Origin of the sequence: Umezawaea sp. NPDC059074 (assembly GCF_042738955.1) — a bacterium.
Classification (GTDB): domain Bacteria; phylum Actinomycetota; class Actinomycetes; order Mycobacteriales; family Pseudonocardiaceae; genus Umezawaea.
This window is the reverse complement of sequence record NZ_JBHYHC010000022.1, coordinates 82,834-95,659: the sequence shown is the minus strand read 5'-3', so window position 1 is coordinate 95,659 and position 12,826 is coordinate 82,834. Positions and strand designations below refer to the sequence as shown.

General features: G+C 68.8%; 11 protein-coding genes. 6 read left to right on the top strand and 5 right to left on the bottom strand.

Going from position 1 to position 12,826, the window contains the following annotated elements; translation table 11 throughout:
• Positions 1-71: 71 nt before the first annotated feature.
• Positions 72-719: an amino acid ABC transporter permease gene (locus tag ACFWW9_RS13285; protein ID WP_390375743.1), complete on the top strand. Its 648-nt coding sequence runs from the start codon at positions 72-74 to the stop codon at positions 717-719.
• On the top strand, positions 716-1,594 hold the full coding sequence (locus tag ACFWW9_RS13280) for an amino acid ABC transporter permease (protein ID WP_390375740.1): 879 nt from the start codon (positions 716-718) through the stop codon (positions 1,592-1,594). Before ACFWW9_RS13285 ends, ACFWW9_RS13280 begins: the two co-directional genes overlap by 4 nt.
• 368 nt (positions 1,595-1,962) lie before the next feature.
• Here ACFWW9_RS13280 and ACFWW9_RS13275 read toward each other — a convergent pair whose 3' ends face one another.
• The 4 genes from ACFWW9_RS13275 to ACFWW9_RS13260 all read right to left on the bottom strand — a co-directional run bounded on the left by ACFWW9_RS13275 (position 1,963) and on the right by ACFWW9_RS13260 (position 5,768).
• Complete coding sequence (locus ACFWW9_RS13275) at positions 1,963-2,715, bottom strand: succinate dehydrogenase/fumarate reductase iron-sulfur subunit (RefSeq protein WP_390375737.1); 753 nt, start codon at positions 2,713-2,715, stop codon at positions 1,963-1,965.
• 2 nt (positions 2,716-2,717) lie between these two features.
• The gene (locus tag ACFWW9_RS13270; protein WP_390375734.1) at positions 2,718-4,592 is read right to left on the bottom strand and encodes a fumarate reductase/succinate dehydrogenase flavoprotein subunit; all 1,875 of its coding nucleotides are present in this window, start codon (positions 4,590-4,592) and stop codon (positions 2,718-2,720) included.
• 11 nt (positions 4,593-4,603) lie between these two features.
• Positions 4,604-5,377, bottom strand: coding sequence for a hypothetical protein (locus ACFWW9_RS13265; protein WP_390375731.1), 774 nt, complete (start codon positions 5,375-5,377; stop codon positions 4,604-4,606).
• A 100-nt stretch (positions 5,378-5,477) separates the two neighbouring features.
• Positions 5,478-5,768: a hypothetical protein gene (locus ACFWW9_RS13260; RefSeq protein ID WP_106196805.1), complete on the bottom strand. Its 291-nt coding sequence runs from the start codon at positions 5,766-5,768 to the stop codon at positions 5,478-5,480.
• Between the two features lie 260 nt (positions 5,769-6,028).
• On the opposite strand from ACFWW9_RS13260, the gene edd reads away from it, so the two are divergent.
• The 4 genes from edd (at position 6,029) to ACFWW9_RS13240 (ending at position 12,106) form a co-directional block, all read left to right on the top strand.
• A complete protein-coding gene (edd, locus tag ACFWW9_RS13255; RefSeq protein WP_390375727.1) occupies positions 6,029-7,888 on the top strand; it encodes a phosphogluconate dehydratase in 1,860 nt (619 codons plus the stop codon).
• 167 nt (positions 7,889-8,055) lie between these two features.
• On the top strand, positions 8,056-8,679 hold the full coding sequence (gene eda / locus ACFWW9_RS13250; protein WP_390375724.1) for a bifunctional 4-hydroxy-2-oxoglutarate aldolase/2-dehydro-3-deoxy-phosphogluconate aldolase: 624 nt from the start codon (positions 8,056-8,058) through the stop codon (positions 8,677-8,679).
• Positions 8,680-8,888: 209 nt separating this feature from the next.
• Positions 8,889-10,847, top strand: a complete 1,959-nt coding sequence (locus ACFWW9_RS13245) for a PEP/pyruvate-binding domain-containing protein (protein ID WP_390375721.1) — start codon at positions 8,889-8,891, stop codon at positions 10,845-10,847.
• A complete protein-coding gene (locus tag ACFWW9_RS13240; protein WP_390375718.1) occupies positions 10,847-12,106 on the top strand; it encodes an MFS transporter in 1,260 nt (419 codons plus the stop codon). The genes ACFWW9_RS13245 and ACFWW9_RS13240 overlap by 1 nt, the downstream gene beginning before the upstream one ends.
• Here ACFWW9_RS13240 and ACFWW9_RS13235 read toward each other — a convergent pair.
• A complete protein-coding gene (locus ACFWW9_RS13235; protein WP_390375715.1) occupies positions 12,078-12,815 on the bottom strand; it encodes an HAD family hydrolase in 738 nt (245 codons plus the stop codon). The two genes, ACFWW9_RS13240 and ACFWW9_RS13235, sit on opposite strands and share 29 nt — an antisense overlap.
• Positions 12,816-12,826: the final 11 nt, after the last annotated feature.

The window sequence follows — 12,826 nt, the reverse complement described above, 5'->3', positions numbered from 1 at the left end:
GCCGGTGACCTCGCCCCGGGGCGAGTCACCGGCCACCTCTCTACCGCCAGCCCACCGGCAAGGAACCCCTGATGAGTCTCCTTTCCACGTACTCCGGCCTCTTCCTGAGCGCCTTCGCCACCACGATCAAGCTGTTCGTGCTGTCGGCGATCGGGTCGTTGATCCTGGGTACGTTCCTCGCGATGCTGAGGGTCAGTCCCGTGCCGGTGTTCCGGGCAGCCGGGGCCACCTACGTCACGCTGGTGCGCAACACGCCGCTGACGCTGGTGTTCTTCTTCTTCACGTTCGCCTACCCGCTGCTGCAGATCGTGAAGATCGACTACGTCACGGGCGCGGTCGTCGCGCTCACCATGTACACCTCCGCGTTCATCTGCGAGGTGGTGCGCTCGGGCATCAACACCGTCCCGGTCGGCCAGGCCGAGGCGTCGCGAGCGCTCGGGCTCACCTTCACGCAGATGCTCGGGAGCGTCGTGCTGCCGCAGGCCCTGCGCTCGGTGGTGCCGCCGCTGGTGAGCACCATGATCGCGCTGCTGAAGAACACGACCGTCTCGGCGGGTTTCTCCGTCGGTGACGCGGGCGCGATCCAGGCGTCCCTCTCCGAGGACGGCGCCAACATGCTCGTCGGCCTGTCCTGGGTGGCGTTCTTCTTCATCGTGCTCGTCCTGCCCCTGACCTTCCTGCAACGCAGCCTCGAGAAGCGCTGGAGCGTCGCCCGATGAGCAACGTGCTGTTCGACGTCCCCGGTCCGAAGGCCAGGCTGCGGCACCGGATCCTGGCCGTCGTGGGTGTGCTCGGCGTGGTCGGCATCATCGGGTTCATCGGCTACCGCTTCTACGACAGCGGCCAGTTCGAGCCCCAGATGTGGGAGTGGCTCCAGTACACGACGATCCAGGAGCAGCTCGGCGAGCGCGTGCTCGCCACCCTCAAGGCGTTCGCCCTCGGCGCGGTCTGCGCCATGGCGTTCGGCGCGGTGCTGGCCGCGGGCAAGCTCTCGGACCACGCGTTCTGGCGGGGCCCCGCGACGTTCATCGTCGAGGTCTTCCGCGCCATCCCGCTGCTGATCATGATCTTCTTCTTCTACTTCGGGCTCCCCGCGATCGACATCAAGATGTCGCAGTTCACCGCAGTCGTGCTCGGCCTGACCCTCTACAACGGCTCGGTGCTGGCCGAGGTCTTCCGCGCGGGCATCATGTCCCTGCCCCGCGGCCAGACCGAGGCGGCCTACGCCCTGGGCATGCGCAAGACCCAGGTGATGACGCTGATCCTGCTCCCCCAGGCACTGCGGGTGATGCTGCCGACCATCGTCAGCCAGCTCGTCGTGCTCCTGAAGGACACGGCACTCGGCTTCATCATCAACTACAAGGAACTCCTGGACTACGCGAAGTACCTCGGCGGCCAGGGCCAGTTCGGCAGGCCCCTGGTCCCCGTGACGCTCGTGGTCGCCGCCATCTACGTGACGATGTGCCTCCTGCTCACCTGGCTGGCCGTCACGCTGGAGAAGCGCAACAGGCGCAACAAGAAGGTCAAGGGCACCAACGCCGACACGAAGGCGCTGGACGACGTGGCCATCCCGGCCGCCTCGCAGTCCATGTAAGGCAGTCCCTGTGGTGCCGGTCCCTGTAGGGCCGGTCCACGGAGAGCCGGTCGGCGTAGGGCCGGACACCGGACCGAGCAATACCCGACAGGGCGCTTCCGACTACCGGAAGCGCCCTTCGTCGTTCAGGCGCACCGAATCCCCGTGCTCCACTTCGGACGGTCCACCACCGCCCGAAGTGTGCCGGAGCGGCGAACGCGAAGCGCCGCCGCCGTCACGAGGACATGCCACCGTCACACCCGCTGGACCCGTCACCATCACTGCCGCACATAGCCACCTCCAGACCGTGCACCGCCATCAACCAACGGTATCCAGATCCCGTTGGTCAAAGAATGGCGAAAACACACACGATCGGGTGGAGGTCGCTCTCACGACTGGCGGCGGAAGATCTTGTTGCCCAGCCACACGATGGGGTCGTACTTGCGGTCCGCCACCCGTTCCTTCATCGGGATCAGGGCGTTGTCGGTGATCTTGATGTGCTCCGGGCACACCTCGGAGCAGCACTTGGTGATGTTGCACAGCCCGAGCCCGTGCGTCTCCTGCGCCGCGACCGTCCGCCCGCCCTCGTCCAGCGGGTGCATCTCCAGCTCGGCGATCCGCATGAGGAACCGGGGACCCGCGAAGGCCTCCTTGTTCTCCTCGTGGTCGCGGATCACGTGGCACGTGTCCTGGCACAGGAAGCACTCGATGCACTTGCGGAACTCCTGCGAGCGCTCCACGTCGACCTGCTGCATCCGGTACTCGCCCGGCGCGACGCCCTTCGGCGGCTTGAACGACGGGATCTCGCGGGCCTTGGTGTAGTTGAACGACACGTCCGTCACGAGGTCCCGGATGATCGGGAACGTGCGCATGGGCGTGATCGTGATGGTCTCGCCCTCGGTGAACGTGGACATGCGGGTCATGCACAGCAGCCGCGGCCTGCCGTTGATCTCGGCCGAGCACGAGCCGCACTTGCCCGCCTTGCAGTTCCACCGGACCGCGAGGTCACCGGCCTGCGTGGCCTGGATGCGGTGGATGACGTCGAGGACGACCTCGCCCTCGTTCACCTCGACGGTGAAGTCCTCCAGCCCTCCCCCGGACTCGTCGCCGCGCCAGACCCGGAAGTTCCCCTGGTAACCCATCGTCAGCTCCCCAACTCGTCACCGGTGAGGTACTTCTCCAGCTCGCCGCGCTCGAACAGCTCCAGCAGGTCCTCGCGGATGGGGATCTGCGGTTTCACCGCCACGTCCACTTCGGACTCGTCGGTGACCGTGCACACCAGCAGCTTGCGCCGCCAGTCGGAGTCCATCACCGGGTAGTCGTCGCGGGTGTGGCCGCCGCGGCTCTCGGTGCGCAGCAGCGCGGCCTTGGCCACGCACTCGCTGACCACCAGCATGTTCCGCAGGTCCAGCGCGAGGTGCCAGCCGGGGTTGAACTGCCGGTGGCCTTCGACGGTCAACGTCCTGGCGCGCGCCTTGAGGCCCTCCAGGCGTTCCAGCGCCTGCTCGATCTCCGGGGCCTTGCGGATGATGCCGACGAGGTCGTTCATCGTCTGCTGGAGCTCCATGTGCAGCGTGTACGGGTTCTCCCCGCCGTCGCCGGAGAACGGCGCCAGCGCGACTCGTTCCGCCTCGGCGACCGAGGCCTCCGACGGCACCGGCCGGGACGCCAGCGACGCCGCGTAGTCCGCCGCCCCCGCGCCCGCCCGACGGCCGAACACCAGCAGGTCGGACAGCGAGTTGCCGCCGAGCCGGTTCGACCCGTGCATGCCGCCGGACACCTCACCCGCGGCGAACAGGCCGGGCACCGACGACGCCCCGGTGTCCGGGTCGACCTCGACGCCGCCCATCACGTAGTGGCAGGTCGGCCCGACCTCCATCGGCTGGGCGGTGATGTCGACGTCGGCCAGCTCCTTGAACTGGTGGTGCATCGACGGCAGCCGCCGGGTGATCTCCTCGGCGGGCAGGCGGGTCGACACGTCCAGGAACACGCCGCCGTGCTCGGTGCCGCGACCGGCCTTGACCTCGGAGTTGATCGCGCGGGCGACCTCGTCGCGGGGCAGGAGTTCCGGTGGGCGCCGGTTGTTGTCGGCGTCGGTGTACCAGCGGTCGCCCTCGGCCTCGCTGTCGGCGTACTTCTCCTTGAAGACCTCGGGGATGTAGTCGAACATGAACCGCTTGCCCTCGGAGTTCCGCAGCACGCCACCGTCGCCGCGGACCGACTCGGTGACCAGGATGCCCTTCACGCTGGGCGGCCAGACCATGCCGGTCGGGTGGAACTGGATGAACTCCATGTTGATCAGCGACGCCCCGGCGCGCAGGGCCAGCGCGTGGCCGTCGCCGGTGTACTCCCACGAGTTCGACGTGACCTTGAACGACTTGCCGATGCCGCCGGTCGCGAGGATCACCGAGGGGGCCGTGAACAGCACGAACCGGCCGGACTCGCGCCAGTAGCCGAACGCGCCCGCGACCCGGCCGTCCTCGATCAGCAGGTCGCTGACGGTGAACTCCTGGAAGACCTTGAGCTTGTTCTCGTAATCACCGCTCTCGGCGTGGTCCTCCTGCTGGAGCGACACGATCTTCTGCTGGAGGGTGCGGATCAGCTCCAGGCCGGTGCGGTCGCCGACGTGCGCGAGCCGCGGGTACTCGTGGCCGCCGAAGTTGCGCTGGCTGACCCGCCCGTCCGCGGTCCGGTCGAACAGCGCCCCGTAGGTCTCCAGCTCCCAGACGCGGTCCGGCGCCTCCTTGGCGTGCAGCTCCGCCATCCGCCAGTTGTTCAGGAACTTGCCGCCGCGCATGGTGTCGCGGAAGTGGACCTGCCAGCTGTCGTTGGAGTTCACGTTCCCCATGGCCGCGGCGATGCCGCCCTCGGCCATCACGGTGTGCGCCTTGCCGAACAGCGACTTGCAGAGCACCGCCGTGCGCATCCCGTGCTCGCGGGCCTCGATCGCGGCTCGCAGTCCGGCGCCTCCGGCACCGATGACGAGGACGTCGAACGAGTGCCGTTCCAGCTCGGCCAAGGTTGTGCTCCCTAGTTGACGAAACGCAGGTCGCCGATGACCCCGGAGGCGACGAGCGCGATGTAGAGGTCGGTCAGGCAGACGAAGACCAGCGACGACCAGGCGAGCTGCATGTGCTTGCCGTTGAGCGTGGAGATCCTCTGCCACATCCAGTAGCGGACGGGGTGCTTGGAGAAGTGCTTGAGCTTGCCGCCCATGATGTGCCTGCACGAGTGGCACGACAGCGTGTACGCGGCGAGCAGGCCCACGTTGACCAGCAGGATGATGTTGCCGAGGCCGATGCCGAAGCCCTTCTCACCGGAGAAGGCGGCTATCGCGTCGTAGATGTTGATCAGCAGCAGGATCGACGCCGCGTAGAAGAAGTAGCGGTGCAGGTTCTGCGCGATCAGCGGCGCCTTGGTCTCGCCGGTGTACGTCTTGTGGGGCTCCGCCACGGCGCACGCGGGCGGCGACATCCAGGCCGCCCGGTAGTAGGCCTTGCGGTAGTAGTAGCAGGTGATCCGGAATCCCAGCAGGAACGGGATGATGAAGATCGGCGGGGTGAGGAAGCCGGGCAGCTCCGGCAGCGGCTGGCCGAAGTGGCTGGCCGCCGGGACGCACTCGGCGCTCAGGCAGGGCGAGTACATGGGCGTCAGGTAGTGGTACTCCGACACCCAGTAGAAGTCGTTCATGAACGTGCGGATCGCCGCGTAGACCGAGATCAACCCGAGTCCGGCTACCGTCAGCAACGGCGACAGCCACCACCGGTCCGTGCGCAGCGTGCGCTCGGAGATCTGCGCCCTCACCAACTGGCCCACCTCGGTTCCACGTCGTTGTGGCTGCTGCCGCAAAGGCCTCGGCCCCCGCCATGTCCAGCGAGGGCCGAGGTGGAGTGTTGCAGATCACCTATCGCTGACGGTAGCCACCCAACCCCTCGTCGTCGGCGTCCTGCCACAGCGACGAGTCGTAGGGCGTGTCGGGCACGACGACCACCTCGCGCTCGACCAGAGGCGCCTGCCGCGGCCTCGGCGGGGAGTCGATGTCGATCAACTCCGTGGCGTCGATGTCCATGCGCTCGATGTCGTTGGCAAGGCGCTGCACTGCGGCAACGTCGCCGTAACGCCCGCGCAGGGAGCCGACGCACTGCCTGAGCTGACCCAGCGCGCGCCTCAACTCGACGATCTCCGTGGACGTCATGTCGCACCTCCGTTACCGAGGTCCCCGTCAGTGATCCCGACGCCGACTCTGCCTTGTCCAGCGTCATGTGACAAGCGACACACGCCAAATTTAACGGTCCGGTAGTACCCCAGTTCGCCCCGTAGACACCCCTGGTTTCTGAATCGGTTCTGTGCGAAAGCGCACTGGTGACCTAGGCTGTCAACCGTCACGACCGCACGTGCGACGCCAGCGCTGCCGTCCACTGGGCCCACCACGGCCCGTGATCACCGGAGTCAGCAATGAGCCAAACGCACCCCATCGTCGCCGAGGTGACCGAGCGCATCACGGCACGCAGCGCCGCCACCCGCGCGACGTACCTCGACCGCATGGCTGCGGCGGCTACCGAGTCCACCACCCGCACCGGCATGGCGTGCAGCAACCTCGCGCACGGCTTCGCGGGCATCACCGGCGGCGACAAGGCCGCCCTGCGGGCGCTGCGCAAGCCGAACGTGGCGATCGTGTCCGCGTACAACGACATGCTGTCGGCCCACCAGCCGATGGACGAGTACCCCGCGTGGATCAAGGTCGCCGCCCGCGAGGCGGGCGGCATCGCCCAGTTCGCGGGCGGCGTGCCCGCCATGTGCGACGGCATCACCCAGGGCCGCGACGGGATGGAGCTGTCGCTGTTCAGCCGCGACGTCATCGCCATGTCGACCGGCGTGGCGCTGGCGCACGACATGTTCGACGCGACGCTGATGCTCGGCGTGTGCGACAAGATCGTGCCGGGGATGCTGATCGGCGCGCTGTCGTTCGGCCACCTGCCGACGATCCTGGTGCCCGCGGGCCCGATGAGCTCCGGGCTGACGAATTCCGAGAAGAGCCGCGTCCGCCAGCTGTTCGCCGAGGGCAAGGCCACCCGCGAGGACCTCCTCGAAGCCGAGGCCGCGTCCTACCACAGCCCCGGCACCTGCACGTTCTACGGAACGGCCAACTCGAACCAGCTCGTCAACGAGGTCATGGGCCTGCACCTGCCGGGCGCGACCTTCGTGCCGCCGGGCACGCCGCTGCGGCGCGCGCTGACCGAGGAGGCCGCCCGCCGCGCGGTGCGGATCAGCCGCGGCGAGGAGTACACGCCCATCGCGAAGGTCGTCGACGAGCGCTCGATCGTGAACGGCGTGGTCGCGCTGCTCGCGACCGGCGGCTCGACCAACCTGACGATGCACCTGGTCGCCATCGCGTCCGCCGCGGGCATCGAGCTGAGCTGGGACGACTTCTCCGACCTGTCGTCGGTCGTGCCCCTGCTGACCAGGGTCTACCCGAACGGCACCGCGGACATCAACCACTTCCAGGCCGCGGGCGGCGTGCAGTTCCTCGTCGGCACGCTGCTCGACGCGGGCCTGCTGCACCGCGACGTGCACACGGTCGCGGGCTTCGGCCTCGACCGGTACCGCGAGGAGCCGGTGCTGATCGACGGCGAACTGGTCTGGCGCGACGGCCCGACCGAGACCCTGGACAAGGCCGTGCTGCGCGGGGCCGACGAGCCGTTCGCGGCCGACGGCGGCCTGCGCATGATGTCCGGCAACCTCGGCCGCGCGGTGATCAAGGTGTCCGCCGTGGCCGCGGAGAACCGGGTCGTCGAGGCTCCCGCCCGCGTGTTCACCACGCAGGAGGCGTTCGCCGCGGCGTTCCAGGCGGGCGAACTGGACCGCGACGTCGTCGTGGTCGTCCGCAACCAGGGCCCGCAGGCCAACGGCATGCCGGAGCTGCACAAGCTCACGCCCCCGCTGGGCGTGCTGATGGACCGCGGCCACAAGGTCGCGATCGTCACCGACGGCCGCATGTCCGGCGCCTCGGGCAAGATCCCGGCGGCCATCCAACTCACCCCCGAAGCCGCCGTCGGCGGCCCACTGGGCCGGGTCCGCGACGGCGACGTGATCCGCCTGGACGCCGAGACGGGCACCCTCGAGGTCTTCGTCGACGCGGCGGAACTGACCGCCCGCCCCCTGGTCGACTTCCCCGCGGACGCCCAGGCGTGGACCGGCACGGGCCGCGAACTGTTCGCCGCCCTCCGCCGCGCGGTAGGCCCGGCAGACCGCGGAGCCACCGTCTTCGGCCCTGTCGCCGCCTCCCACTTCGAAGGCCAGGGCGCGTCCAGGTAGCCGGGGTCACCCGGCCGGGTGGGCCCCCGAATTCCAGCCTACGACCGGCCACCGACAGTCGATCTTGAACGAGATCGTCGTCGCACCTCACGGCTAGGCTGCCCCGGTGGGCGGCTCGTGGGCCGTCGAGCACCCAGCACCGACCACCAGACCCAGGAGGCTTCGCGGTGACCACCAGCGCGGATCTGCTCACGCTGTCCCCCGTCATCCCGGTCGTCGTCGTGGACGACGCCGCGCACGCCGTGCCGTTGGCGCAGGCGTTGCTGCGCGGCGGGATCGGCGTGATCGAGTTGACGTTGCGGACGCCCGCGGCGCTGGCGGCGATCGAGCGGGTCGTGGCGGAGGTGCCGGAGATCGTGATCGGCGCGGGCACGGTGACGACGCCGGAGTTGGCCGAGCAGGCCACGAAGGCCGGCGCGGCGTTCCTGGTGACCCCCGGCTGCACCGAGCGGCTGCTGAACGCCGTGGAGGACACCGGGCTGCCGTTCCTGCCGGGCGCGGCGACCGTGTCGGAGGCGCTGCGGCTGTTCGAGCGCGGGCTGACGGCGTTGAAGTTCTTCCCCGCCGAGGCCGCGGGGGGCGTGGACTACCTGAAGTCGATCGGCGGCCCGCTGCCGCAGCTGCGCTTCTGCCCGACCGGCGGGATCACGCCGGAGTCGGCGTCGAAGTACCTGGCGCTGCCGAACGTGGGCTGCGTCGGCGGCTCGTGGCTGGCGCCGAAGGACGCGTTGGCCGCGGGCGACTTCGGCCGCGTCGAGGCGCTCGCCAAGGCCGCGTCCGCGCTGAAGTAAGAAGGATCACCACTAGGGGTGGTCTCCTCCCACCTCCCAGGACCGGCGTCCCAGCCCGTTGGACATTTCACTCCGACGGACTGTGGCGCCGGTCATGTGTTTGAGGAGGATTTGAGAATAGGGGCCCCAGTCCTCATCTCGCGCGAACGACCTCTCGAGATTCCGGTGTTAATCTCCTCCATCGCAGCGAAAGCGAGGGAGAAGAAAACGTGCCGGACGTTGCCGCACTGGTGGGCGAACAACTCAGCATTTCCGCTTTCACCCAACTCTCGGGTCGGTTGGGCGGCTATTCGTTCGTCAAGGTGGTCGTCGACCGCGCGAACTCGACCATCCACTTCCTGAACAACGCCGAGCACCAGTTCCACGCGATCTACATCGGCGAGCAGATCCTCGGCGTCTCGAAGGACGAGATGGGCCGCACGATCGACTCGTACAACCAGACCTTCTACCACGACGCCGACCGGCGGTTCTACCTGGGCATTCTCGCCCTGCACATCCGCGAGGACCGGCGGATCCTCTCGCTGGAGACGGTCGAGATCGACACCATGTCGTCGGACATGATCGTCTGGTTCCACCACTTCGTGCGCGACCGCGTCGACCCGTCGCTGCCGCTGCTGTTCAAGCCCGCGAACCACCTCCAGGAACAGGCCGTGGCGCGGTTGACGCCCGCGGAACTGCCGCGAATCCTGGCGCACGAATTGTTCTCCAGCGCCCAGTTCGTCGCACTGAACCCCGGAGAGACGAAAGGACGCCTGCGCGCGTTCCGTTCACCCGCGGATTACCGCGCGGCCGTCGACACGCTCGAATGGCACGACATCATCGTCATGCGCCGCGTGCCGGACGACATTCCCCGGCTCGCCGGGATCATCAACGCCGACCACACGACCCCGCTTTCCCACACGAATGTGCTCGCGACCGGCTGGCAGATCCCGAACGCCATCCAGATCGGCGCTTTCGACCTCGTCGAACGCGAGCACCTCGACGGCCGGTGGGTGTCCTACCGGGTCGACGCGGCCGCCGCCGAGATCGGCCTGACGCTCGTCGACGAGCCGGTCGACCTCGGGCAGCGCCCGGCCTGGTACGCGCAGCGGATCACCCTGGAGGAGCCGGAGGCGAGCTACAGCCCCATCGCGGGCCTCGACGAGCTGCGCCACCACGACCGCCACCGCTACGGCACGAAGGCCGCGAACCTGGGCGAGCTGCACCACGTCCTCGCGGGCGGCTCCCGACGGCTGCTCGGCTTCTTCCAGGTGCCGCGCCCGCCGCGGGAGAACCTGCTGCCCCACCTGGCGCGGCTGCTCGACGTGCCGGAGGACGCGGACCTGACCCTCGCCGCCCGCAAGCTGCTCGCCGACCGCGTGCGCGTGCCGCGTGGCATCGCGCTGCCGTTCTCGTTGCAGCAGCGGTTCCTGGAGTCCTCTCCTCGCGTACAGCAGGCCATCGGCAAGCTCAAGATGGCCCTGGAACTGGACGCCCGCGAGGTCGAGCCGCTGTGCCTGGAGCTCCAGCGCCTCATCCGCACCACCAAGATCCCGGACCACATGCTGCACGACGTCGACACCGCGCTGGTCACCCGGCTCGCGGGCGTGCGGGCGTTCGTGGTGCGCAGCTCCTCCAACGCAGAGGACCTCGCCGGGTTCTCCGCGGCGGGCATCTACGAGTCGATCAACCACGTGTCGACGGCCGAGAAGATCGTGGAGAGCATCAAGGAGGTCTGGGCGTCGCTGGTGTCGCCGCGCAGCGTCCGGCTCCGCCAGCAGGCGGGCATCTCGCTCGACGAGTGCTACATGGGCGTGGTGATCCAGGAGCAGGTCGCGGCCGACTTCGGCGGCGTGCTCGTGACCACGAACCCGATGAACCGCAACGACTTCCGCAACGTCTACGTCAACGTCTCGCCGAAGGTGACCGACGTCGTGGACGGCTCGACGCTGCCGATGCAGTACCTGTACAGCACCGTCGAGGGCGGCGGCCGCACCGTGTCGCTCGGCGACGCGCGCGAGGACCTCGGCAAGGCCGCCAAGGACCAGCTCCAACGCCTGGCCGTCGTCGGCAGGCTGTTGCAGGCGCACTTCTCGCCGGACTACACGTTCGACTCCCCCGTGGACGTCGAGTGGCTGGCCGACGACGACCACCTGTTCATCGTGCAGCTCCGGCCGTACTCGATCTGATGGCGCTCTCCACGAACCCCGCCGTCACGCGGGCGATCCGCCTCACGTTCGGCTTCCAGTTCTTCTTCGGCCTGCTGCTGTGGGTGCCGATCTTCTACGCCTACCAGAAGCAGCTCGGCATGAGCGACGCCGAGATCTTCGGCATCCAGAGCGTCTACTACATCGCGTTCTGCCTGCTGGAGATCCCGACCGGCATGGTCGCCGACCGCTTCGACTACCGGACGTCGCTGGTGAGCGGCGCGGGCGTGCTGGTGGTCGCCAACCTCGTGCCGGTGTTCCTCGGCTCCTACACCGGTTTCCTGGTGCACTTCCTGCTCATCGCGCTGGCCAGGTCGTTGATCTCCGGCGCGCAGAGCGCGTACCTGTACGAGTTCCTGCACGCCCACGACGCGGGCCACCTGTACCTGAAGGCCGAGGGCGTCGGCCGCTCGTACAGCCTCGTCGGCAAGATCGTGTTCTGGCCGGTGATCGGCCTGCTGATGCAGTGGAACCTGCCGTCGCCGTACTGGCTGACCGCGCTCAACGCGACCGTGGCGGTGGTGCTGGCGTTGAAGCTCCCGCCCATCCCCGACTGGCGGCCGACGGTCGGCAACGGCAAGACCGCCACCGTCCTCGCGGGCGTGGGCGGGGCTTTCCGGGCCCTCGGCGGGTCGCGGTGGCTCCTGCTGCTGATGGTGCAGGGCGTGGCGATGTTCACCCTGGTGCGCATCGCGCAGGTGAACCTGTTCCAGCCGATCCTGGAGGGCAAGGACCTCCCGGTCACGTGGTTCGGCTCGGTCCTCGCGGCCATGACGATCTTCGAAGCCCTCGGCGCCGCGCGCCCGCACCTGCTGCGGCGCAGGGTGGGCGCGGCCGGGTCCGTGTTCCTGCTGACCATCGTGATGGCGCTGAGCCTCGGCCTGATCGTCCTCTTCGGACCGGTCGTCACGATCGCGCTGCTGTGCCTCTTCGCGGTGTCCTCGGGCCTGTCCTTCCCGATCCAGCGGAAGCTCCTCAACGACGCCATCCCGGACTCCCGCTACCGCGCCACGCTGCTGTCGATGGAGTCCATCCTCGACCGCGCGGTGTGCGCGGTGGTCGCGGTCGCGCTGGGCGCGTACCTCGCGCGCGGCGACCTGGACGAGTTCCTGGTGACCACCGCGGTCGTCACGTGCGGGCTGATGGCCGCGCTGGGCGTGCTGCTCGTGGTCGTCCGCAGACGACGGTCCAAGGCAGGTGCGACGGCACCGCTCAGTCCAGCAGCGCCAAAGCCTCGGTGATCGAATCGGCCACCGGCACCCCGGTGGCCTCCAACTTGGCACGGCTCATCACGCCGGTCGTGACGAGCACGCACGACGCGCCGACGTGCGCGGCGGCCTCGGCGTCGTCGACCACGTCGCCGATCAGCACGACGTCGGTCGGGTCGAGGTCCAACGCGGTCAGGTGCGCCGCGAGGTGCGCCGCCTTCGACCCGCCCTGCGAGTCCTCGCGCAGACCGTCGATCCGGCTGAACAACTCCGTCAGCCCGTACTCGTCGACCAGCACGACCAGCTCGTCGTGATACCACATCGACAGCAGCGATTGAGTGCGCCCGCGCTCGCCCCACGCCCGCAGGCGCTCGGGAGCGCCATCGGCGAGGCGGCACAGCGGCAGGAGGCCGCGGTAGTGGTCGTGGTAGACCGCGTCGACGCGCCTCCACCCGGCCGCGTCCAGCGGTTGGCCGAGAAGGCGCTGGTAGCAGTCGAGGAGCGGGCGGCTGAACACCGAGCGCCAGTGGTCCAGCGTGATCGACTCGCGTCCGAACCCGGCGCAGACAACCTCTCCGTCGGACGACAGCGCGGAGGGGGTGCCGCAGGTGAGGCAAGCGCACTCCACGCCCGGCGCGGGCGGGTAGAAGTCGCGGAGCACCCTGTTCACCGAGGCCACCACGGCGACGTTGTCCGCCAGCAGAGTCCCGTTCCAGTCCCACACCACGTGCTTCGCGCCCACGGTGGGAACTC

What these genes read in the sequence shown, in the direction of transcription:
- ACFWW9_RS13285 (WP_390375743.1), top strand. Translation starts at nt 72, where the DNA reads ATGAGTCTCCTTTCCACGTACTCCGGCCTCTTCCTGAGCGCCTTCGCC.
- ACFWW9_RS13275 (WP_390375737.1), bottom strand. Translation starts at nt 2,715, where the DNA reads ATGGGTTACCAGGGGAACTTCCGGGTCTGGCGCGGCGACGAGTCCGGG.
- ACFWW9_RS13240 (WP_390375718.1), top strand. Translation starts at nt 10,847, where the DNA reads ATGGCGCTCTCCACGAACCCCGCCGTCACGCGGGCGATCCGCCTCACG.
- edd (WP_390375727.1), top strand. Translation starts at nt 6,029, where the DNA reads ATGAGCCAAACGCACCCCATCGTCGCCGAGGTGACCGAGCGCATCACG.
- ACFWW9_RS13280 (WP_390375740.1), top strand. Translation starts at nt 716, where the DNA reads ATGAGCAACGTGCTGTTCGACGTCCCCGGTCCGAAGGCCAGGCTGCGG.
- ACFWW9_RS13260 (WP_106196805.1), bottom strand. Translation starts at nt 5,768, where the DNA reads ATGACGTCCACGGAGATCGTCGAGTTGAGGCGCGCGCTGGGTCAGCTC.